This window comes from Pseudomonas germanica, assembly GCF_019614655.1.
Lineage (GTDB): Bacteria > Pseudomonadota > Gammaproteobacteria > Pseudomonadales > Pseudomonadaceae > Aquipseudomonas > Aquipseudomonas neuropathica.
Map to the genome: position 1 here is coordinate 5,420,587 of NZ_CP071586.1, position 23,699 is coordinate 5,444,285.

Annotated in this window: 17 protein-coding genes and 1 pseudogene; 10 read left to right on the forward strand and 8 right to left on the reverse strand. The window is 59.9% G+C overall.

Going from position 1 to position 23,699, the window contains the following annotated elements; all coding sequences use genetic code 11:
* Positions 1-9: 9 nt before the first annotated feature.
* From J0G10_RS24055 to edd, 6 genes are all read right to left on the reverse strand, one after another.
* Positions 10-1,311 carry an ABC transporter substrate-binding protein gene (locus J0G10_RS24055; protein ID WP_016983700.1) on the reverse strand — a complete coding sequence of 434 codons (1,302 nt, stop codon included), beginning with the start codon at positions 1,309-1,311 and terminating at the stop codon, positions 10-12.
* 130 nt (positions 1,312-1,441) lie between these two features.
* A complete protein-coding gene (locus J0G10_RS24060; RefSeq protein ID WP_095048189.1) occupies positions 1,442-2,701 on the reverse strand; it encodes a D-mannose isomerase in 1,260 nt (419 codons plus the stop codon).
* 326 nt (positions 2,702-3,027) lie between these two features.
* Positions 3,028-4,497, reverse strand: a complete 1,470-nt coding sequence (locus J0G10_RS24065; protein WP_095048190.1) for an ATP-binding protein — start codon at positions 4,495-4,497, stop codon at positions 3,028-3,030.
* On the reverse strand, positions 4,487-5,218 hold the full coding sequence (locus J0G10_RS24070; RefSeq protein WP_220556892.1) for a response regulator: 732 nt from the start codon (positions 5,216-5,218) through the stop codon (positions 4,487-4,489). Before J0G10_RS24070 ends, J0G10_RS24065 begins: the two co-directional genes overlap by 11 nt.
* A gap of 179 nt (positions 5,219-5,397) precedes the next feature.
* Positions 5,398-6,357, reverse strand: coding sequence for a glucokinase (locus J0G10_RS24075; RefSeq protein WP_220556893.1), 960 nt, complete (start codon positions 6,355-6,357; stop codon positions 5,398-5,400).
* Positions 6,354-8,180, reverse strand: coding sequence for a phosphogluconate dehydratase (edd, locus tag J0G10_RS24080; RefSeq protein ID WP_093430466.1), 1,827 nt, complete (start codon positions 8,178-8,180; stop codon positions 6,354-6,356). The genes J0G10_RS24075 and edd overlap by 4 nt, the downstream gene beginning before the upstream one ends.
* A 220-nt stretch (positions 8,181-8,400) precedes the next feature.
* Between edd and gap the strand changes: the two genes are divergently transcribed.
* The 9 genes and pseudogenes from gap (at position 8,401) to J0G10_RS24120 (ending at position 19,065) form a co-directional block, all read left to right on the forward strand.
* On the forward strand, positions 8,401-9,402 hold the full coding sequence (gap, locus tag J0G10_RS24085) for a type I glyceraldehyde-3-phosphate dehydrogenase (RefSeq protein ID WP_095048193.1): 1,002 nt from the start codon (positions 8,401-8,403) through the stop codon (positions 9,400-9,402).
* Positions 9,403-9,592: 190 nt separating this feature from the next.
* Complete coding sequence (locus tag J0G10_RS24090) at positions 9,593-10,120, forward strand: RNA polymerase sigma factor (protein WP_064391734.1); 528 nt, start codon at positions 9,593-9,595, stop codon at positions 10,118-10,120.
* A gap of 101 nt (positions 10,121-10,221) precedes the next feature.
* Positions 10,222-11,187: a FecR family protein gene (locus J0G10_RS24095; protein WP_095048194.1), complete on the forward strand. Its 966-nt coding sequence runs from the start codon at positions 10,222-10,224 to the stop codon at positions 11,185-11,187.
* 121 nt (positions 11,188-11,308) lie between these two features.
* Positions 11,309-13,894: a TonB-dependent receptor gene (locus J0G10_RS24100; protein WP_220556894.1), complete on the forward strand. Its 2,586-nt coding sequence runs from the start codon at positions 11,309-11,311 to the stop codon at positions 13,892-13,894.
* Positions 13,895-14,005: 111 nt separating this feature from the next.
* Positions 14,006-14,602: a biliverdin-producing heme oxygenase gene (locus J0G10_RS24105; RefSeq protein ID WP_095048196.1), complete on the forward strand. Its 597-nt coding sequence runs from the start codon at positions 14,006-14,008 to the stop codon at positions 14,600-14,602.
* A gap of 166 nt (positions 14,603-14,768) precedes the next feature.
* Entirely contained in the window at positions 14,769-15,158 is a 390-nt protein-coding gene (locus J0G10_RS24110; protein WP_095048197.1) for a YbaN family protein, read from the forward strand.
* Positions 15,159-15,643: 485 nt separating this feature from the next.
* A pseudogene (locus J0G10_RS30390) lies at positions 15,644-16,651 on the forward strand (methyl-accepting chemotaxis protein); the annotation flags it as partial.
* A 102-nt stretch (positions 16,652-16,753) separates the two neighbouring features.
* The gene (locus tag J0G10_RS30395; RefSeq protein ID WP_400507418.1) at positions 16,754-17,509 is read left to right on the forward strand and encodes a methyl-accepting chemotaxis protein; all 756 of its coding nucleotides are present in this window, start codon (positions 16,754-16,756) and stop codon (positions 17,507-17,509) included.
* Between the two features lie 206 nt (positions 17,510-17,715).
* On the forward strand, positions 17,716-19,065 hold the full coding sequence (locus J0G10_RS24120; RefSeq protein WP_220556896.1) for a CoA transferase: 1,350 nt from the start codon (positions 17,716-17,718) through the stop codon (positions 19,063-19,065).
* Positions 19,066-19,535: 470 nt separating this feature from the next.
* Here the strand turns inward: J0G10_RS24120 and J0G10_RS24125 are convergent, their stop codons facing one another.
* Entirely contained in the window at positions 19,536-20,399 is an 864-nt protein-coding gene (locus tag J0G10_RS24125) for a DNA-3-methyladenine glycosylase family protein (protein WP_220556897.1), read from the reverse strand.
* Positions 20,396-21,823: an arginine-ornithine antiporter gene (gene arcD / locus J0G10_RS24130; protein WP_095048201.1), complete on the reverse strand. Its 1,428-nt coding sequence runs from the start codon at positions 21,821-21,823 to the stop codon at positions 20,396-20,398. The genes J0G10_RS24125 and arcD (J0G10_RS24130) overlap by 4 nt, the downstream gene beginning before the upstream one ends.
* Positions 21,824-22,261: 438 nt before the next feature.
* On the opposite strand from arcD (J0G10_RS24130), the gene arcD (J0G10_RS24135) reads away from it, so the two are divergent.
* The gene (gene arcD, locus J0G10_RS24135) at positions 22,262-23,689 is read left to right on the forward strand and encodes an arginine-ornithine antiporter (RefSeq protein ID WP_095048202.1); all 1,428 of its coding nucleotides are present in this window, start codon (positions 22,262-22,264) and stop codon (positions 23,687-23,689) included.
* The last annotated feature ends 10 nt before the right edge of the window (positions 23,690-23,699 follow it).

The window sequence follows — 23,699 nt, forward strand, 5'->3', positions numbered from 1 at the left end:
TACCGACGCTTATTTGGACGACTTGATCGCTGCGCCCAGTTTCTTGGCGGTGTCGGCCGGGTCCGCTTTCGGATCGTTGATGTAGTTGGTCACGACATCAAAGAACGCGCCTTGCACCGCCAGCGTGGTCGCCATGTTGTGCGCCATGCTTGGTTGCAGGCCGCCGGACTTGGCGTCCGCCAGGAAGTCTTTGGCTGCAGTCTGTGCGCAGGAGTCGAAACCGAGCTTGTCCATGTTGTTCAACATGTCATTGCGAACCGGGATCGAGCCTTTGTTGATGCTGAAGACTTTCTGGAAGTTTTCACCCAGCACGACTTTGGCGATGTCCTGCTGACCGGCCGCAGTGCCTGCGTCCTTCTGCTTGAACACGGCCAGCGAGTCGATGTTGTAGGTGAACGCCTTGTCGGTGCCCGGGAAGGCTACGCACTCGTAATCCTTGCCGGCGACTTTCTTGGCAGCGGTCCATTCGGATTTGGCCCAGTCACCCATGATCTGCATACCGGCCTTGCCGTTGATGACCTTGGCCGCTTCCAGGTTCCAGTCCTGACCTTTGCCATCGGCGTCCATGTAGGTCGCGACTTTCTTCAGCTCGGTCAGCGCCTTGACCATTTCCGGGCCGGTCAGCGCGGCATTGTCCAGGTCAACCAGGGCTTTCTTGTAGCCATCGACACCCATGACCGAGAGCACCACGGCTTCGAACACGGTGCTGTCCTGCCAAGGCTGACCGCCGTGGGCCAGCGGAATGAAGCCCGCAGCCTTCAGCTTGTCGCCAGCGGCATAGAATTCTTCGAGGGTGGTCGGGTTCTTGGTGATCCCGGCTTTCTTGAACACTTCCGGGTTGATCCACAGCCAGTTCACGCGGTGAATGTTCACCGGCACGGCCACGTAATCACCGTCGTACTTCACGGTATCGGAGACTTTCTTGTCGAGCAGGCTGTCCCATTTTTCCGACTTGGCGACGTCTTTCAGCACGTCGGTGTCGAGCAGGCCGGTCGACGCCCATTCCTGGATGTCCGGGCCTTTGATCTGGGCTACGCCAGGCGGGTTGCCGGCAACGGCACGGCTTTTCAGCACGGTCATGGCAGTCGCACCGCCACCGCCGGCGACAGCGCCGTCTTTCCAGGTGAAACCGTCTTTTTCGACTTGCGCCTTGAGCACATCAACGGCGGCTTTTTCGCCACCGGACGTCCACCAGTGCACGACTTCGACCGAACCTTTGGATTCGGCAGCGGAAACACTGAGAGGCAGAATTGCGAGCGGGAACAGGGAGGCGACAGAAATGACAGTAGCGAGGCGAGAAATCGCATTCATCTGAGATGTACCTTTCTTGTTGTTATGCATGCAAGTCTGGTGCTTGCGCTGCACAGGAGTTTAAACAGGACGTTTCCCTTCGCAGGTAACGAAGGGACGCGCAAATGTCACTACATGGTTACATGATTGGTCACATGGCAACGCTCTGGGACAACTGCGCCAGAGCCGTTGCCATACTCGGTGACAAGGGTAGACGAGGGATCAGCACGGCTTGCCAGGCGTGATACAGATCGGGTTTGCCCGGCCAGATATCGGCACTTGGCAGGTTTTGCGGATTGAGCTCGTGGCGCCAACTGCCGTCGCAACGGTCGATGAAATACGTTTCGCAGAATTCCCAGATCAGCCGGTACCAGGTTTCGTATTGCGCATCGCCGGTGCGTTTGAGCAAGGCGCTGGCAGCGGCACTGGCCTCGGCGTGCGTCCAATGCAGGCGATGGCGAACGACGGCTTTGTTGTCCCAGTCGAGGGTGTAGACGATGCCCGGCAGACCATCGACGTCCCAACCGTTGCGGCAATTGTTCTCGAACAGTTTTTGCGCATCGGTGGCGAGCCAACCGGGCGTGAGCATTCCGGCCTGCACCCGCGCCGCTTCGAGGTGCAGCAGCAGCCGCGCCCATTCGAAACCGTGGCCCGGCGTGGTGCCGTAAGGGCGGAAGCCGTCGGCGGGATTGTCGTGGTTGTATTCGCGTAGCGGCTGCCAGTCGCGGTCGAAGTGCTCGATGACCATGTAACCGTTGGCGGCGGCGTGCCCGTGAATAACGCGTTCGACGATGCGTTGCGCGCGAATCAACCAGCGCGGATCTTCAGTGACATCGGCCAGCGCAAGGAACGCTTCGGTCGCGTGCATGTTGCTGTTGGCGCCGCGATAGGCTTCTTCTTCGCTCCAGTCGCGATTGAAGAATTCGCGCATCGCGCCCTCTTCTTCGCTCCAGAAATACGTGTCGATGATGTCAATCGCATCATCCAGCAACGCCTGTGCGCCAGGGCGCTGTGCGACCACCGCAGAGCTGGCCGCAAGCGCAACGAAGGCATGCAGATAGGCGTTCTTGCCGGTGTTGTCATCGCGGTGTTCGGCGACCGCAAACCAGCCACCGTGCAGGGCATCACGCAACGGCCCGCGCAGGGCGGCGATGCCATGATCGACCAATTCGGCAAAACCCGGCAAACCCTGAATGTGGGCCATGGCGAAGCTGTGGGTCATGCGCGCGGTGTTCATGGTTTCGGCTTGTGCGTTCGCTGGCAGACGGCCGCGCTCGTCGAGGTTGCCAAAGCCTTCGGGCAGTTTCGATGCCTTGGCAAAATCCAGCAGACGCAGGCCTTCGGCGGCAAGCCATTGCTGGTGAGCAGGGGCGTTCAGCCAACTGCTGAAGCCTGGGTGGAAGAGATCCATGGGTGGCCTTTTTTGTTGTTATGACTGCGGGGAGTCTAAACAACGGGTCGGGGTGGGCTTGTAACGAAGGGGGCGGGGTTTGTCACTGAGCGGTGACAAAGAGCTACCCCTCACCCCAGCCCTCCCGAAACGTCGGACCGCCCGTAGGGAGAGGGGGCCGATCGCAGAATGCTGAAGAGTTGCGCCGACCTGAAAGAGCTGTACCGAATCCATAATCGACTCAATGCATCAGGTCGGCGCAATTCGAATGAACAACGCGATCAGTCCCCTCTCCCTCTGGGCGGTCCGACGTTTCGGGAGGGCTAGGGTGAGGGAAAGCTTTTGACTCAATCCGCCGAACGCGGCAGCTGCAAGGTCACCCGCAACCCACCCTCACGCAGATTCTGCAGCGTCACTTCCCCACCATGGCTGTGGGCAATATTGCGCGCGATGCCCAACCCCAAGCCATAACCCTGCTGCTGCCCCGCCAGACGGAAGTGCGGTTCGAACACTTGCTCCAGCCGCTGCTCTGGAACACCCGGCCCTTCATCGTCGACGTGCAGAACAAACGCGCGCTCATCGTCGTCGATGTGCAAATGCGCGTTTTGCCCGTACTTCAACGCATTGTCGATCAGGTTACCGATGCAGCGTTTCAACGCCAGCGGCTTGCCCGGATAAGCCGCCAGCGCCTTGCCCTGCTGCGTCACTCGGCCATTGCCGTTCGGCGCCAGATACGGTTCCACCAGACAGTCGAGTACATGGTTCAAGTCCACCGGTTCGATGTTCTCGTGGATGTCGGTGTCCTTCACACATTGCAGCGCGCCTTTGACCAGCAGTTCCAACTCATCCAGATCACGGCCGAACTTGGCCTGCAGCTTTTCGTCTTCAAGCAATTCGACGCGCAAGCGCAAACGGGTGATTGGTGTGCGCAGGTCATGGGAGATCGCGCTGAACAACTGACTGCGCTCGGTGAGGTAGCGGCTGATGCGCTCGCGCATGGTGTTGAAGGCGCGGCCTACTTCGACCACTTCACTGCCGCCGCCCTCAGCCACTGGCTCGACGTCGGCACCTAGCGACAAATCCCGCGCCGCCCGCGCCAGACGCTTGAGCGGCCGGCTCTGCCAATGCACCAGCAGGCCGATAAACAGCAATAGGAATCCACTGGTGAGGACGATGAACCACACCTGTTGCGAGGGCAGGCCTTGCTCTTCAAGACTGGTGTACGGCTCCGGCAACAGCGAGGCGATGTACAGCCATTCGCCCGGGGCCATTTGAATCTGCGTGACCAACACGGGCGGATTCACCGGCTCCAGGGTCAACGCGTAATGCGCCCAGGAGCGTGGCAGCTCATCGAGTTTCAGCCCAGCATTGAAGATGCGCAGATCCTCAGGACTGACGAAGGTCACCGAAATATCGGTGTCATGGCCCAACGTCTGCCGCAGCACCTCGTCGACGGCTTTCATCACCGCCGCTTTGCGCGGCGTCACCGGCAGCACGTCCATGCCCAACGGCTTGTCGTTGAGCGTCACCACGAATCGCGTGCCGCCCATGCTGCGCAATTGATCGAGCACCAACGGCCGATAAGCCACCGGCAACGAGCGGAAGTAACTGACGCTGGCGGTCATCGAATGGGCGAGGCTGCGGGCGCTGGTGACCAGGCCTTCGAGCTGAGTAGCGCGCAGTTGCGAGACCCAGATCACGCTCGACAAGGTCTGCGCGAACAGCACCGCGAGCAACGTCAGCAGCAACATCCGCCCGAGCAGCGAACGCGGCATCGGCACTTTGGCGGCGAATTTGCGCAGCGACTCAGTGACCACTGCCGGCAACCACGTTGGCTGCCAGTTGGTAGCCGCTGCCGCGCACCGTGCGAATCAGTCGTGGCGGTTTCTCGGTGTCGCGCAGACGCTGGCGCAAACGGCTGACGGCCATGTCGACGATGCGATCGAGCGGCATCAGGTCGCGGCCACGGGTGGCGTTGCCGATGGTGTCTCGGTCGAGAATTTCCTGCGGGTGATCGAGAAACAGTTTCAGCAGGGCGAAGTCAGCACCGGAGAGAATCACTTCCTCGCCGTCGGTGTGAAACAGCCGGTGACTGACCATGTCCAGCCGCCACTCGTCGAAGGCCAGCACGTCACTGCCGCTGCGCTCCTGACCGAATTGCGCACGACGCAGCAATGCCTTGATGCGCGCTTGCAGTTCGCGGGGGCTGAAGGGTTTGCCGAGGTAGTCGTCGGCGCCGAGTTCCAGACCGATCACGCGGTCGGCTTCGTCGGAACTGGCGGTGAGCATGATGATCGGCACCTGCGCCTGACGCGGATGCTGACGCACCCAACGGCACAGGCTGAAGCCGTCTTCGTCGGGCAGCATGACATCGAGGATCACCAGATCGCTCGGCGCCTCGTTGAGGGCCTGACGGAAACTGGCACCGTCGGCGGTGGCCCGTACCTGAAACCCGGCGCGGGTCAGGTAGGTTTCCAGCAACTCGCGTATTTCCTGGTCGTCATCGACCAACAATATCGACTTGTTGACTGAGCTCACTTCGAAGGCATCCTTGTTGTTGGAATTGGGGCGGATTATGCCTTAAGCACTGATTTTACAAACACCACAAAACAACTGTAGGAGTGAGCCTGCTCGCGATAACGGTTTGTCAGTCAACGAATGTGTTGAATCCAAGACAGCTATCGCGAGCAGGCTCACTCCTACAGTTTGATTGCATTTCAGGTTGGGGTTGATTGATCCAGGGCCACGCCAGCGCCGACAAGCCCGGAATACGGCGCTGTCACCAGCCACACCGGTATGCCTTTGAAGTAATCGCTCATGCACCCTTTGTCAGCAAAGCTGCGGGCGAAACCGCTTTCGAGGAAGAAATCGGCAAAGCGTGGAATCACACCGCCGACGATGTAAACCCCTCCCCGTCCGCCCGTGGTCAGCACGTTGTTGCCGGCGACACGGCCGAGCCAGCAGCAGAACTGCTCCAGAACTTCCAGGGCAATCGGGTCACCGGCCAAACCAGCTGCGGTGATAGCTTCCGGCGTGTCGAGTGTCGGCTCATGCCCATCGACCGCGCAGATCGCCCGGTAAACCCGTGGCAAGCCACCACCGCTCAACGCGGTTTCGGCGCTGACATGGCCGATTTCATTGTGGATGTGCTGCCACAACTGGGTTTCACGCGGGCTGCTCAGCGGCAGATCGACGTGACCGCCCTCGCCCGGCAACGCCGCAAAACGACCTTCACCCAGATCAAGCAAGGTACCGACGCCAAGGCCAGTGCCCGGGCCAATCACCACCGCCGGGCGCAACGGCTCTGGCGTGCCCTCGCAGACCACGCGGAATTCGCCGGGCTGCAAACGGGTCATGCCCAGCGCCATCGCCGAGAAGTCGTTGACCAGCAACAACTGCTCGACCTGCAAGGTTTTGCAGAACGCTGTGCGACTCAAGCGCCAGTGATTGTTGGTGAATTTGAATTCATCACCACTGACCGGACCTGCCACGGACAAGCACACCGAACCGATCGAACCCGGCACCAGACCGAGCCCGCTCAGATAGAGGCTGATCGCCTCTTCCGGGCTGGCGTGGTCGGCCGTGGCCAGCACCTGAACCGATTCCAGTTGCTGGTTTTTCCACAACGCAAACCGCGCGTTGGTGCCTCCGATATCACCGACCAAAGCCAGTTTCAATTAAGCGTCTCCAGGGCAGAAGTGAAGGCGCTGGCGCCCTGCTCCGCCGAGCTGAAGGCCATGCGCATGAAGCCAAACAGTTCGCGCCCGCTGCCGATGTTGTTGCCCAACAGGCCTTTGGCGGGTTCGCGCGCTGCAAATTCTGCGGCGTCGACCTTCAGTTCCAAGGTGCCTTTGACGCCATCGACGCGGATAATATCGCCCTCTTGCACGCGCGCCAAAGCGCCACCGACATAAGCTTCGGGGCTGACGTGAATCGCTGCGGGGATTTTCCCCGAGGCGCCGGACATCCGCCCGTCGGTCACCAGCGCGACTTTGAAGCCGCGATCCTGCAGCACGCCGAGGAACGGCGTCATCTTGTGCAGTTCCGGCATGCCATTGGAACGCGGGCCCTGGAAGCGCATCACGGCGACAAAATCCTTCTCCAGCAAACCGGCCTTGAATGCATCGGCCAAGTCCTGCTGATCCTGGAACACCATGGCTGGCGCTTCGACGATCTGGTTTTCCAACGCGACCGCAGAAACCTTCATCACACCGCGACCGAGATTGCCCTCCATCACGCGCAGCCCCCCCTCCGCCGAGAACGCACGCGCCACTGGACGCAGAATGTTTTCGTCGAGGCTGTCCGTCGGGCCTTCGCGCCATACCAACTGGCCGTTATCGAGGAACGGCTCTTTGGTGTACTGGCTCAAGCCGTGGCCGAGCACGGTGTTGACGTCTTCGTGCAGCAGGCCGGCGCCGAGCAGTTCGCGGATCAGGAACGACATGCCGCCCGCTGCCTGGAAGTGGTTGATGTCGGCTTTGCCGTTCGGGTAAACGTGACTCAGGGTCGGCACGACTTCGGAGAGGTCGGCCATGTCCTGCCAGGTCAGTTGAATGCCCGCCGCCATGGCGATGGCCGGCATGTGCAGGGTGTGGTTGGTCGAGCCGCCGGTGGCATGCAGCGCAACGATCGAGTTGACCAGCGACTTCTCGTCGACGATTTCACCGATCGGCATGAAGTTGCCATTTTGTTTGGTCAGACGCGTGACTTGATGCGCGGCTTCACGGGTCAGCGCATCACGCAGTGGCGTGTTCGGGTTGACGAACGAGGCCCCCGGCAAGTGCAGGCCCATGACTTCCATCAGCAACTGGTTGGTGTTGGCAGTGCCGTAGAAGGTGCAGGTACCCGGGCTGTGGTAGGACTTCATCTCCGATTCCAGCAGCTCTTCGCGGGTGGCTTTGCCTTCGGCGTACTTCTGACGGACGTCGGCTTTTTCCTTGTTGGAAATCCCCGAGACCATCGGCCCGCCCGGGACGAAAATCGTCGGCAGGTGACCGAAGCGCAGCGAGCCCATCATCAGGCCCGGCACGATCTTGTCGCAGATGCCGAGCATCAGCGCGCCGTCGAACATGTTGTGCGACAGCGCCACAGCGGTCGACATGGCGATCACTTCGCGGCTCGGCAGGCTCAGTTCCATGCCCGGCTCGCCTTGGGTCACACCGTCGCACATCGCCGGCGTGCCGCCAGCAAACTGGCCGACCGAGCCGATTTCGCGCAGGGCGTTCTTGATCTGTTCCGGGAAGACTTCATACGGCTGGTGCGCCGAGAGCATGTCGTTATACGAAGAAACAATGGCGATGTTCGCCGAGTTCATCATCCGCAGGCTGTGCTTGTCTTCGCTGCCGCAACCGGCCACGCCGTGGGCGAAGTTGGCGCATTGCAGCTTGCCGCGCATCGGCCCGTCAGTGGCGGCGCCGCGAATCAGTGCAAGGTAAGCCTGACGCGTGGCGCGGCTGCGGGCGATAAGCCGTTCGGTGACCTCAAGGACGCGGGGATGCATGTGTAGAACTCCAGGCTAACGGATGTGGCGACCTGATTGTCTATGCTGATCAAACGCCGTTGTTGTTGGAATGACAGACGGCTTTTTTGACCATTCGGACCAGTTGATTCAGGTCACTCGTTGTAGATAAAACAAAATATTGCCACTAAAAAGGCTTGTTTTCTATTTTTATGCGAATAATCTTGTAATTCCAACAACAAAACGACGGCGGCGCTGTTCCATGACTCTTCGAATCGCAATCAATGGTTTTGGCCGCATCGGCCGTAATGTCCTGCGCGCACTGTATACCCAAGGCTATCGACAGGATCTGCAGATCGTCGCCATCAATGATCTGGGCGACAGCTCGATCAATGCTCATCTGCTCAAATACGACACCGTTCACGGCACGTTCGACGCTCAGGTCGAGCATGACAACGAAAGTCTGACCGTCAACGGCGACCGCATTGCGGTCAGCGCGATTCGCAACCCGGCCGAATTGCCATGGGCGGCGGAAAAGATTGATGTGGTGTTCGAATGCACCGGTCTCTTTACCGATCGCGCCAAAGCGGCCGCGCATATTACTGCCGGCGCGCGCAAAGTGATCATTTCGGCCCCGGCCAAAGGTGCCGACGCCACTGTGGTTTATGGTGTGAACCACGACATTCTGCGCCAGTCGCACCAGATCATCTCCAACGCTTCGTGCACCACCAACTGCCTGGCGCCAGTGGCGCAAGTGCTGCACCGCGAGCTGGGCATTGAAAGCGGTCTGATGACCACCATTCACGCCTACACCAACGACCAGAACCTCACCGACGTCTATCACACCGACCCGTACCGCGCGCGTTCGGCCACGCAGAACATGATTCCGAGCAAGACCGGCGCTGCTGAAGCCGTGGGCCTGGTGCTGCCGGAACTGGCGGGCAAACTGACCGGCATGGCCGTGCGCGTGCCGGTGATCAATGTGTCGCTGGTGGACCTGACCGTGCAGCTGAAAAAAGAAGCCAGCGCCGAGGAAGTCAACGCGCTGATGAAGTCCGCGAGCCAGCACTCGAAGATTCTCGGTTTCAACACCTTGCCGCTGGTGTCCAGCGACTTCAACCACAACCCGCTGTCGTCGATCTTCGACGCCAACCACACCAAAGCCAGCGGCAAACTGCTGAAAGTGCTGGCCTGGTATGACAATGAGTGGGGCTTCTCCAACCGCATGCTGGATAACTGCCTGGCGCTGTGTAACGCGGAGTAAATCCCGTATCCCTTGTAGGAGTGAGCCTGCTCGCGATTGCTATCTGTCAGTCACAGATGTTGTAGCTGATCTACCGCTATCGCGAGCAGGCTCACTCCTACAGGGTTTTGTGCTGTATTTAAAATCAGGGCTTGACCATTCAACTAGATGATAAGCATTATCATTCGCTTGAAATCGATCAGGTCCTCCCGTGAGTCAATCGCGCTTCAACCACGTCTTCCTCACCCAGCGCACATCCTTGCTGCGAACGCTGGAACGGATGGTCAACAATCACAGCACCGCTGAAGACCTGTTGCAGGAGACCTACCTGCGTGTGACGCGGGCGTTGAGCGAGCGGGCCATTGATCACCTCGAACCTTTTGTCTTCCAGACCGCACGCAATCTTGCGCTGGATCATTTGCGTGCGCGCAAGATCCATTCGCGGACCATGGTCGATGACGTGCCGCAGGATGTCGTGCACAGCATTGCCGCCCCCGCCAGCAGCGCCGAAGATGCCGCCCACGCCGAACAGATGCTGGAGCGCCTGAACGTGAGCCTCAGTCAACTCAGCCCCCGCCAGCAGCAGATTTTCATCCTCAGCCGTTTGCACGGGAACAGTTATCAGGAAATCGCCGACGAGCTGAATGTTTCCCTCAGCACCGTGCAGAAAGAACTGAAGCTGATCATGAGCATTTGTATCGGCGTCGCCGAACGACACGACAGCAGCGGCAAGCTGTAAGCTTCAAGCTCCAAGTAAAAACGAAAAGCAGTACACGCATCTGGCTTGCAGCTTGCAGCTTGACGCTAGAAACTGCTTCGCCAGAAGCCCGAGGAAACACCGTGACGGACACCCACCGCTCGCCTTCGCCGGATTCGGTGCAGGACGCTGCAAACGCAATGGACCAGGCTCTGGACTGGCTCATCGTGCTCGGCAGCCCGGACGAGGAGCAGACCCGGCAATTTCATGCCTGGCTGGCGGCCGATCCGTTGAATGCCGAAGCGTTCGCCAAGGCCCAGGCGATCTGGGATGGTCCGCAAGTCGCCCAATGCGCGCAAAGCCTGGCGGCCAAACCTGCGAAGGTCACTTTTCTCAAGCGTCTGCGTCCGCACTGGAAACCACTGGCCACTGCCGCCGTGCTGATCCTCGGTTTGTTCAGTTTCAGCAATTTGCCGATGCGCCTTCAGGCCGATCACCTCACGGTGGTTGGCGAGCGTCAGCGCCTGCAACTGGAGGACGGTTCGAAAGTCCTGCTCAATACCAATTCTGCATTCTCCAGCACCATCAACGATCAAAAACGTGTCGCGCGGCTATACCAGGGCGAAGCGTTTTTCGAGATTGCCAGTGGCCGCAGCCAACCCTTGGAAATCGACGCCGGTCCGGTTCGCGCCAGCGTGCGCGATACCGCATTTGCCGTGCGTTATCTCGATGGCGTGGCGCAGGTCAACGTGCAGCGCGGCGATGTCGATCTGCAGGCGACGCATAACGACGCTCGCGTACGTCTGACGGCGGGTGAGAGTATTCGTATCGGCCCCAACGGTTTTGACCGCCCGGCCAAACTCGATGCCAACACGGACCTGGCCTGGGTCCAGGGCCGACTGGTGTTCGAGAACTGCCCGCTGAATCAGGTGCTGGCCGAATTGCGCCGCTACTACCCGGGCTGGATCATCAACAACAACGAGCAGTTGGCCGACGTCGCCGTAACCGGCAATTACCGTCTCGACCAGCCGCTCGACGTGGTCCGCTCCCTCGCTCAGATCACCTCGGCGCAACTGAAAGAATTCCCCGCCCTGGTCATCCTGAACTAAATGAGAATTATTTTTACTCGATAGCCAACGTTAGTACGTCTCGTTATAGCCAATGCAATTGATTCGCAACAAGCGAGTCAATCAGCACCTATAAAGATTCGTGCGACACGGAGCGCTATCGATGTCCTCACGCCTTACCCGCCAGACTTCTTCCCCTTCCCGCGTACTGTCGCTGCTGACAGCGGCCATCCTGATGGCGGGCACTGCGCCGCTGATGGCGGCCACCGAGCAACCGACGCGCAACATGGGCGATTACTCGTTCGCCATCGGCCAGCAGCCGCTGGTGTCGGCGCTCAATGCCTTCACCGCCGTGACCGGTTGGCAAGTCGGCTTGCCGGCAGAACTGGGTCAGGGCGTGTCGTCGCCGGGCGTGCGTGGCTCGCTGCCACCCGAAAAAGCCCTGGAGCGCCTGTTGGTGGGGACCAACCTGAGCTTCCGCAAAATCAGCAACAACAACGTCGTGCTGGAAAAGCGCAACGCCAGCGGCACGCTCAATCTGGATCAGGTGACCATCAGCGCCACCCGTCAGGAGCAGTCGGTCAACAGCGTGCCGGCCACCGTCACCGTGCAGACCCGTCAGGATCTGGACCGCAACAATGTCAACACCATCAAGGATCTGGTCCGCTACGAGCCGGGTGTGTCCGTCGGCGGCGCCGGTCAGCGTGGCGGCATCAGCGGCTATAACATTCGCGGCATCGACGGCGACCGCATCCTGACTCAGGTTGACGGCGTCGAAGTGCCGGACGGTTTCTTCAACGGCCCGTACGCCAAGACCCAGCGCAACTACGTCGATCCGGAAATCGTCAAACGCGTGGAAATTCTCCGTGGCCCGGCCTCGGTGCTGTACGGCAGCAACGCCATCGGCGGCGCCGTCAGCTACTACACCCTTGATGCCGACGACATCATCAAGCCGGGCAAAGACGTCGGTGCGCGCCTGAAAACCGGTTACAGCTCCGCCGATGACAGCTGGCTGAAGTCCGCTACCGTTGCCGGCCGCGCCGACCAGTTCGACGGCTTGCTGCACTACAGCCAGCGCGACGGTCACGAAACCGACTCCTACGGCAGCAACAATGGCACTGGCCTTGAACGCACCGCCGCCAACCCGGAAGACGTCAACGCCTACAACGTGCTGGCCAAGATCGGCTGGAACTACAACGACGATTCGCGTCTGGGCCTGACCTACGAAAAGTACAAGGATGATCGCGACACCGATCAGAAAAGCGCTTACGGCGGCCCGTACTTCAACGGCGCGCCGACCATCCCCAACAGCGTGCTGCCCGGCGGCATGTACCAGTGGCGCACCGGTAACGACACCATCACCCGTGAGCGTTTCGGCATCGAACACTCGTTCGCCCTCGACAGCCTGCTGGTCGACAACGTGAAGTGGAGCCTCAACCATCAGATCGCCAAGACCGACCAGAGCACCACCGAGTTCTACTACCCGATCACTCGTAAGGTGCTGCGTACTCGCGACACCATTTACGAAGAGAAACAATGGGTCTTCGATGCGCAACTGGACAAGGCGTTCGCCATTGGAAACACCGATCACGTACTGACTTACGGCACCACCATCAAGCAACAGAAAGTCACCGGTTCGCGCAGCGGCGACGGCACTTGCCTGGCCGTCGGTCGCGGCTGCACCGCGATCGGCGCAACCAGCACCGCTGACGTGTTGGCCAAGGCCACCGACTTCCCGGACCCGACTATCAACACCTACAGCTTGTTCGCTCAGGATCAGATCAGCTGGAACAACTGGACCTTCCTGCCGGGCCTGCGCTACGACTACACCCAGCTCAAGCCGCACATCACTCAGGAATTCCTCAACACCGTGGCGGCGGACGGCCAAGGCACGGTCAGCGACGAGAACAAGACCTGGCACAAAGTCTCGCCGAAATTCGGCCTGACCTACGCCCTGTCCGAGAATTACACCTGGTACGGTCAGTACGCCGAAGGCTTCCGCACCCCAACCGCGAAAGCCCTGTACGGTCGCTTCGAAAACACCACCACCGGCTACAGCGTGGCGCCGAACCCGGACCTCGAACCGGAAAAAAGCAAAAGCTATGAAACCGGTCTGCGCGGCAACTTCGAACACGGCTCGTTCGACGTGGCGGTGTTCTATAACAAGTATCGCGATTTCATCAACGAAGACGCTGTGACCCCGGGACGCAACGAGCTGACCTTCCAGTCGGCCAACATCAAGCACGCCACCATCAAGGGTGCGGAAGTCAAAGGTCGCCTGAACCTGGATGCGTTTGGCGCGCCGCAAGGCCTCTACACCCAAGGCTCGATTGCCTACGCCTACGGTCGCAACAACGACAACGGCGTGCCGATCAACAGCGTCAACCCGCTGACCGGCGTGTTCGGTCTGGGTTACGACCAGGACAACTACGGCGGCCTTCTGAGCTGGACCTTGGTGAAGAAAAAGGATCGCGTCGACGACACTAACTTCAAGTCGCCGGATGGCGTCAGCAGCCAATTCAAAACCCCAGGCTTCGGCATTCTTGATCTGGCCGGTTATTACAAAGTCACCGACAACGTCACCGTCAGCGGCGGCATCTACAACCTGACCGACAAGAAATACTGGCTCTGGGATGACGTGCGCGGTTACGACAGCGTCGGCGAAGCTTCGGTGACGCAACCGGCCAACCTCGATCGCCTGACCCAACCGGGCCGCAACTTCGCGATCAATCTGATCTGGGACATCTGATCCGGCCAACCTCACTGCGCGTGTTCAGGCACCGCGCCGTGAGGTTTTTTTACGCTTGCACGTCGCCTTGTTCGTCTCGTTATCAAGCGCCTCTTTTATCAAGGACATGTCATGACCACTTCGGAAAAAGCCCTGCGTTCACAACGCCTGAACCAGATCACCCACGAGCCGCACAACAAGCTCGACGCCCTGGTCAAAGCCCACGCGCCGTTCGAGACCCGCGCCAATTTCGCCCGTTTTGTCGTCGCGCAGTACCTGTTCCAGTCGGAACTGGTCGATCTGTATAACGACGCCGAACTGACCGCCATCGTCCCGGATCTGCCGGCCCGTTGCCGCGCCGAAGCGGCCAAGGCTGACCTCGCCGATCTCGACACTGAAGTACCGGCAGCGGTCGCAGGCGCAGTGAAAAATCCGAGCAAGGCTCGCGCACTGGGCTGGATCTTTGTCTCCGAAGGTTCGAAGCTCGGTGCGGCGTTCCTGATCAAACGCGCGGTGGCGCTGGAGCTGAGCGAAACCTTTGGCGCCCGTCACCTCGGCGAGCCTGAAGGTGGCCGTGCCGAAGGCTGGAAAAGCTTCGTGCGCACCCTCGATTCGCTGCAGTTCACTGCCGAGGAAGAAGCCGAAGTCGAGCAAGGCGCGATCGACGCGTTCAACCGCTTTACCGTGCTGCTGGAACAGGCTTACGCCACCGAAGCCGAACCTGCCTGATTCCCGACACACCACAAAACCCTGTGGGAGCTGGCTTGCCAGCGATGGCGGTATGTCAGTCAACTTTGTAGTCACTGATCGACCGCTATCGCTGGCAAGCCAGCTCCCACAGGGATCTTCACAAATCTGTAAGATCCCCATCTCGCCTCACAGCAATCCCGAGCCCATGCCGCAACCCGCCTCCTCGAAACTCGCCCGCGTGCTGTTCGGCCTCTTGGCCTACGTCAGCCTCGGCATCGGCCTGATCGCCATTGTCGTGCCCGGCCTGCCGACCACCGAGTTCATCCTTCTCGCCGCCTGGGCCGCGACTCGCAGCTCGCCGCGCCTGAGTGCCTGGCTGGAAAACCATCGTTTGTTCGGGCCGATCCTCAGCAACTGGCGCAACGGCAAGATCATCGCGCGCAAGGCCAAGGTCAGCGCGACGGTGAGCATGTTGCTCTGCGCAACCTTGATGCTGGTGATGCTCGACCACGGCTGGCCGGTCTATCTGGCGATTGCCGGGATGAGCCTGGGTAATCTGTGGATCTGGTCGCGACCGGAAGCCATCCCTGCTTGAACCCACAACGTCTTCACACTGAAACATCCCTGTAATTATTCGCTTTTTCAGCACTTTCTCCTGCGCAAACGTTTAGCGCTGACCGTCCGTCGGCACGCGCCTCATGACCTCTGCTTCCACGCCGATGAGCATTGAATGGCGCTGAATGGATTTGGCGAACCGGGTAGCTCCTGCCCGAATGCCACCCGTTTATTCATTCGCGAGATCGCCCCATGTTCGACGCTCTGTCCATTCGCCTGAAAATCGTCCTGCTCTCCGGTCTGTGCCTGCTCGGTGTGGTCGCGCTGATCGTCGGCATGAACATCTACCAGACCAACCAGAACGACGAACTGGTCAGTAACTCCAGCAATAAATTGCTCACCGCCAGTGTGCAAAATCTGTTGCAAGCCAAAGCCGCCGAACAAGCCGTGCGGGTGCAGAAAACCTTCGGCGAAAGCCTGACGGTGATCACGGCCGTGGCTGACCAGATCAAGGACATGCGCGTCATGGCCGCCAAGCGTTCGCTGGACGCCGGCGCCTTGCGTGAAGAGTTGAACCTGAGCCTGAAAACCGCCTTCGAGCGCAACGACAAAGTGCTCGGTATCTGGCTCGCCTTCGAACCCAACGGCCTCGACGGCAAGGACAGCGAATTCGCCAACGACGCCGCTCGCCAGTCCAACGAAGCCGGACGTTTCGCCACCTACTGGAGCCGCGCTGGCGGCGCCTCGCTGAACACCATCATGGTCGAAGAAGACCTGACCAAAACCACCCTCAGCGTCAGCGGCACGCCGTACAACAGCTGGTACACCTGCCCTCGCGATGCCAAGCGCACCTGCCTGCTCGACCCGTATGCCGACACTGTCGGTGGCAAGGAAATGCTCATGACGACCATTTCCGTCCCCCTGATCGTCGACGGTAAAGCCATCGGCGTGGTCGGTGTCGACATCGCCCTCGACGCCCTGCAAGCGGCGGCCGTGGATTCCCAGCGCAATCTGTTCAACAACGCCGGGCACATGCTGATCATCTCTGGCAGCGGCGTGCTCGCTGCCGACAGTTCCGACGCGACCAAGGTCGGCAAGAAAATCAGCGACACCCTCGGCGCCGATGGCAAGGATGTGCTGCAACTGCTGACCTCCGGCACACCGAAGATTCTTGAACAAGGTGATTTGATTCGCGCCGTTTACCCAGTCGATCCAATTGGTAACTCGCGCGCCTGGGGCGTGGTCATCGACTTGCCGAAACAAGTACTGCTGGCTGACTCGGTCAAGCTGCAAGCGGTGCTCGATGATGCTCAGGAAACCGGTGTGATCACGGCGCTGCTGGTTGCTGTAGTCGCCGGTCTGGTTGGCCTGCTGCTGATCTGGCTGACCGCGTCCGGCGTCACCCGGCCGATCAACAGCGTCGCTGAGATGCTGAAGAACATCGCCAGCGGCGAAGGCGATCTGACCCAGCGCCTGAACTACAGCAAACAAGATGAACTGGGCGAACTGGTGAACTGGTTCAACCGTTTCCTCGACAAGCTGCAACCGACCATCGCGCAGATCAAACAGAGCATCACCGAAGCCCGTGGCACCGCCGACCAGTCTTCGGAAATCGCCCGCCAGACCAGTGAAGGCATGCAGGTGCAATTCCGCGAGATCGACCAGGTCGCCACCGCCTCCAACGAAATGAGCGCCACCGCCCACGACGTCGCCAACAGCGCCTCCAACGCGGCCAATGCCGCGAAAGGTGCCGATCAGTCGGCCAAGGACGGCATGTCGATCATCGAGCGCAGTACCCGCGACATCAATCAACTGGCCGACGAAGTCAGCAAAGCTGTGACCGAAGTTGAAGCGTTGGCAGTCAACAGCGAGCAGATCGGCTCGGTGCTGGAGGTGATACGCAGCATCGCCGAACAGACCAACCTGCTCGCCCTCAACGCAGCGATCGAAGCGGCTCGCGCCGGTGAGAGCGGCCGTGGTTTCGCCGTGGTTGCCGACGAGGTACGCAACCTCGCCAAGCGCACGCAGGATTCAGTGGAGGAAATCCGCATCGTCATCGAGCGCATTCAAACCGGCACCCGTGGCGTGGTCGCGACCATGCATTCGAGCCAGACCCAAGCGCACAACAACGCCGGGCAGATTCGTCAGGCGGTGGATGCGCTGGGCAAAATCAGCGACGCGGTGACGGTGATCAGTGACATGAACCTGCAGATTGCCAGTGCGGCTGAGCAGCAGAGTGCGGTGGCCGAAGAGGTCAATCGCAATGTCTCGGCGATTCGCACCGTTACCGAAACATTGACTGAACAAGCCACTGAGTCGGCGGCGATCAGCAGCCAGCTCAATGCCCTGGCCAGTCAGCAGATGAAGTTGATGGATCAGTTCCGCGTCTGACCCCGCCACTCAATCCACCACAAAACCTTGTGGGAGCTGGCTTGCCAGCGATGACGGCACATCAGTCAGTACATTGTTGACTGACACTCCGCTATCGCTGGCAAGCCAGCTCCCACAGGGTCAAGTGGCAACCCTGCAATCGGGGATTTCATCTGACCCGACATTCTTTTGCACTATCATCGCCCTCTCGCTCCGGAGGGCCTTCGATGACTGATTTACTCACGTCCATTCAAGCCGAACTCGGTTTGTCGCACACGCCGATTCCGTTCACCGACCGAGGCGCCCTGCCCTCGGCGTTCGCCGTCACTGAGCTTGCCTGCGCCAGCATCGCAGCGGCCGGTCAGACCGTCAGCGAATTGCTCCGGCAGCAGACCGGTCAGCGACCTGTCGTTGAAGTCGATCGTCGATTGGCCTCGTTCTGGTTCGCCACATCAATCCGTCCCATCGGCTGGCAAGTCCCGCCACTGTGGGATCCCGTCGCTGGCGATTATCAGACCCGCGATGGCTGGATCCGCCTGCACACCAATGCCCCGCATCACCGCGCCGCCGCTGAACGCGTGCTTGGTGCCTGCGCCGACCGTGGAGCGATGGCTGCCAAAGTCGCGCAATGGGCGAGTACGGATCTGGAGCAAGCGGTGGTCGAGGCCAAGGGTTGTGCCGCGCAAATGCGCAGTTGGGTGCAGTGGCAGACGCATCCGCAGGGGCTGGCGGTGAATGCCGAGCGGCTGGTGCATTTCATCGATTCGCCAGATGAAAACGCCCAACCATGGCAAGGCTCGGTGGCGCAACCGTTGGCCGGGATCAAGGTGCTGGATCTGACACGCGTGCTCGCCGGCCCCACCGCCAGCCGTTTTCTCGCTGGCCTTGGCGCCAACGTGTTGCGCATCGATTCCCCGACCTGGAATGAGCCTGGTGTCGTTCCGGAAATGACCCTCGGCAAACGTTGCGCGCGGCTGGATCTGCACGACTCGGCGGATCGTGCAGTTTTCGAGAATTTGTTGAAAGACGCCGACATTCTGCTGCACGGTTACCGTGCTGATGCCCTGGAGAATCTTGGTTTCGGCGTTGAGCGCCGTCGCCAAATCGCGCCGGGCCTGATCGACGTCGGCCTCAACGCCTACGGCTGGAACGGCCCGTGGCAGAACCGTCGAGGCTTTGACAGCCTGGTGCAGATGAGCAGCGGCATTGCCGAGGCCGGGCAGCACTGGCAGCAGGCAGACAAACCGACGCCGTTGCCGGTGCAGGCGCTGGATCATGCGACGGGGTATTTGCTGGCGGCGAGTGCGCTTCGACTGTTGACCGAGCGTTTGAACACGGGTCGCGGTGGCTCGGCGCGGTTGTCGCTGGCGCGGACGGCGAAGTTGTTGATCGAGCATGGGCCGGGGACAAGTGAGGCATTGCGGGCGGAAGATGAGCAGGATCAGGGTTCATTTCTGGAACAGACCCCGTGGGGCCCGGCGCATCGCTTGCAGGTGCCGGTGAAGATCAGCGGCACATCTATTCAATGGGCTTTGCCGGCTACGGAATTGGGTTCTCACCAACCACGGTGGGCTTAAAAAGCCCCTCACCCTAACCCTCTCCCTGAGGGAGAGGGGACTGATTGGGGGATATTGAAGAGACTCACCGACTTGAACGATTGGCGCTGAATCCATAATCGACTCGGGCTTTCAGGTCGGTGGATCGCGCAAGACACCTCGGTCGGCCCCCTCTCCCTCAGGCAAAGGGGACTGATTGGGGGATATTCGAGAGATTCACCGACTTGTACGATTGGCGCTGAATCCATAATCGACTCGGGCTTTCAGGTCGGTGGATCGCGCAAGACACCTCGGTCGGCCCCTCTCCCTCAGGCAAAGGGGACTGATTGGGGGATATTGAAGAGATTCACCGATTTGAACGATTGGCGCTGAATCCATAATCGACTCGGGCTTTCAGGTCGATGGATCGCGCAAGACACCTCGGTCGGCCCCCTCTCCCTCCGGGAGAGGGCTGGGGTGAGGGCTGCAATTTCAGGCCGATCGATGATGTTTCAATCTGCCCGGCTCAAAGATGTCCACAAAAGCTGCGCCGCATACCCTCGATAAGGCCGCCAGGTCTCAGCGCGCAAAGCCAATTCCCGCGCTGTCGGCCGCTCGCCTTCCAGCACCTCCAGCGCTCGCAACAACCCGACATCGCCATGGGGAAACCCATCCATATCCTGCAACTGCCGCAACGCAATGTACTGCGCCGTCCACTCGCCAACCCCATGCAACGCCAACAACCGCGCCACGCCACCCTCGCGATTCGGCTCGAACAATGAAGGTTCTTCCAGCAACGCCTGCGCCACCCCCGACAGCGTCCGACCGCGACTCTTTGGCATGCCCAGCGCCGCCAGATCTGCCGCCGCCAATACGTGCGCCTCGGGAAATACATGCGTCAATCCGGGCACGGTGGAATCAAGCGGCGCGCCATATTGCGCCACTAGTTTCCCCGCCAGGCGAATCGCCGCAACCACGGTAATCTGCTGCCCGAGCACCGCGCGAAAGGCCAGTTCCAAGCCATCCCACGCCCCGGGAATCCGTAATCCCGGCCGCTCGGCAATCAACCGCGCCAGCAACGGATCATTCGCCAGATGCGCATGCATCACCGCCAGATCCGCATCCAGATCAAACATCCGCCGCAACCTGACAACGATCTCGGGCACCACCAACGGATCAGGAAAATCCAGCTCAACGGCCAAGGCATTCCCTGCCTCAGGCCAAATTGAAACCGTGCCATGAAGCCCGTTCAAACCGATGCTGCGTGAATACACACCATCGACCACAACCTCCATCCCGACCACCGCCCGCGCCGCGAGAAACCCCAACATCGCCGCCCAGTCATACGGCGGCTGATACGCAAGCGACAACCTCACAACGACAGCACACCGCTGTACAACCCATACGCCGCCAGCCCCGCGCCGATAACCACGCAGGTAAAAATGCCCTTCTCGATATGGGTGAACAACGGCTCGCCCTGTTCATGCTTAGCCTTGGCAAACAAAATTACCCCCGGCGCATACAGCAACGCCGACAACAGCAAATACTTCACCCCACCGGCATACAGCAACCACACCGCATACCCCAGCGCGATGCCGCCGATCAGCAAATCCTTGGTGCGCTCTGCCGAGGCATGCTCATAGGTTTCGCCACGCCCGCTCAACAGCACTGCATAGGCCGCCGACCACAGGTACGGCACCAGAATCATCGACGACGCCAGATAAATCAGACTGGTGTAAGTGCCCGCCGAAAACAGCGTGATCAACAGGAAGATCTGGATCATCACGTTGGTCAGCCACAACGCATTGACCGGGACGTGATTCTTGTTTTCCTTTTTCAGGAACGCCGGCATGGTCTTGTCCTTCGCCGTGGCAAAGAGAATCTCCGCACACAGCAGCGCCCACGACAACAACGCGCCGAGCAGGGAAATCGCCAGGCCAATGCTGATCAACAAGGCGCCCCACGGCCCGACAATGTGCTCGAGCACCGCCGCCAGTGACGGGTTCTGCAAATTCGCCAGTTCCGGCTGGCTCATGATCCCCAGCGACAGCACGTTGACCAGCACCAGCAGCGCCAGCACGCCGATAAAACCGATCACCGTGGCGCGGCCGACGTCGCTGCGTTTCTCCGCCCGCGCCGAGTACACACTGGCACCTTCGATGCCGATGAACACGAACACCGTGACCAGCATCATGTTGCGCACCTGATCCATCACCCCGCCGAAGTTCGGGTTGCTGGTGCCCCAGATGTCGCGGGTAAAAATGTCAGCCTTGAATGCGACCGCCGCGATAACGATGAACATGATCAGCGGTACGACTTTGGCCACCGTGGTCAGTTGATTGATCAGCGCCGCCTCCTTGATCCCGCGCATCACCAGAAAATGCACGGCCCACAGCAGCACCGACGCGCAGCCAATAGCGATTGGCGTGTTGCCCTGACCGAACACCGGAAAGAAATAACCGAGGGTGCTGAACAGCAGGACGAAATAACCGACGTTGCCCAGCCAGGCGCTAATCCAGTAGCCCCAAGCCGACGAGAAGCCCATGTAGTCGCCAAACCCGGCCTTGGCGTAGGCGTATACGCCGGAATCCAGCTCGGGTTTGCGATTGGCCAGGGTCTGAAAGACGAACGCCAGCGTCAGCATGCCGATCGCGGTAATCCCCCAACCGATCAGGATCGCCCCGGCGTCGGCGCGTGCCGCCATGTTCTGCGGCAGCGAGAAAATCCCCCCACCAATCATCGAACCCACCACCAGGGCGATCAACGCGCCTAATCGCAGCTTTTGCGTCGGTTGCGACATTTCAGTTTCCCTTTGAAGTGTGGTGAGCGTGCATTTGTAACAACGATTAACTAAACGGATAAAGGTAGATGACGTTTATCAGGTAACGCCAATTAACGCCTGTTTATATATAGCGGATGACGCTAACGCCTAGCACGTTAAGACAGTTTTGTGCGCTGATCCCGATAAATCAATTCTGTACTGAAAACAGAGGCGGAAAATTTGCCAAAAGCTGAAAAAGAACTAGCGTGATAATTCGAAAGTAATAATAGCCATTCCCAAAGATGTAGCCACAACGCCTCTAGGACGGGCCTTGCGGGCAGGAGCTTTATGCCTTCAGCCGAAGCCTAAGTCATTCATTAACAATGGAATGTGACCATGCACTGATCTAAGTCAGCTGTTTGAACAGACAACAGAACTACGCTGTGATCTCTTCTCTCCTGCAATGGAGTCATGCAAATGTCTGAAGCTCCCGGAAAACTACGACTAGGTGCACTGGTTGCATTGGTAGTCGGTTCAATGATCGGTGGCGGGATATTCTCCTTGCCTCAAAACATGGCCGCCAGCGCCGACGTCGGTGCGGTACTTATCGGTTGGGCCATCACCGCTGTCGGCATGCTCACCCTCGCTTTTGTCTTCCAGACCCTCGCCAATCGCAAGCCTGACCTGGACGGCGGCGTCTACGCCTACGCCAAGGCCGGATTTGGCGATTACATGGGTTTCTCGTCCGCTTGGGGTTACTGGATCAGCGCCTGGCTGGGTAACGTCGGTTACTTCGTTCTGCTGTTCAGCACCCTCGGCTATTTCTTTCCGATTTTCGGTGAGGGCAACACCGTTGCTGCGGTGATTGGCGCCTCGGTGCTGCTGTGGGCCGTGCACTTTCTGGTGCTGCGCGGGATCAAGGAAGCGGCGTTCATCAACCTCGTGACCACGGTCGCCAAGGTCGTACCGCTGCTGCTGTTCGTGTTGATCGCGGTGTTCGCTTTCAGACTGGACATCTTCACCGCCGACATCTGGGGCATCAAAAATCCGGATCTTGGCAGTGTGATGAACCAGGTGCGCAACATGATGCTGGTCACCGTGTGGGTGTTCATCGGTATCGAGGGTGCAAGCATCTTCTCGGCCCGCGCCGAAAAACGCTCGGACGTCGGTAAAGCCACCGTGATCGGCTTCATCACCGTGCTGCTGTTTCTGGTGCTGGTGAACGTGCTGTCGCTGGGCATCATGACCCAACCGGAACTGGCGAAACTGCAGAACCCGTCGATGGCCGCCGTGCTTGAGCATGTGGTCGGTCACTGGGGTGCGGTGCTGATCAGCGTCGGTCTGATCATCTCCTTGCTGGGGGCGTTGCTGTCGTGGGTGCTGCTGTGTGCGGAGATCATGTTCGCCGCCGCCAAAGATCACACCATGCCGGAGTTCCTGCGTAAGGAAAACGCCAACCACGTACCGGTCAACGCCCTGTGGCTGACCAACGCGATGGTGCAGATTTTCCTGATCATCACGCTGTTCTCGGCCAGCACTTACCTGTCGCTGATCTACCTCGCCACCTCGATGATCCTGGTGCCGTACCTGTGGTCGGCGGCCTACGCCCTGCTGCTGGCGGTGCGCGGTGAAAGTTACGAAGGCTTCGCGGCCGAACGCCGCAAGGATCTGATTATCGGCGGCATCGCCCTGATCTATGCGGTGTGGCTGCTGTATGCCGGCGGGGTCAAGTACTTGCTGCTCTCGGCCCTGCTCTACGCACCCGGCGCGATCCTGTTCGCCAAGGCCAAGCTGGAACTCAAACAACCGATTTTCACTAACGTCGAGAAGTTGATTTTCGCCGCAGTGGTCGTGGGTGCCCTGGTGGCTGCCTACGGTCTCTACGACGGCTTCCTGACTCTGTAATCCCTGATTG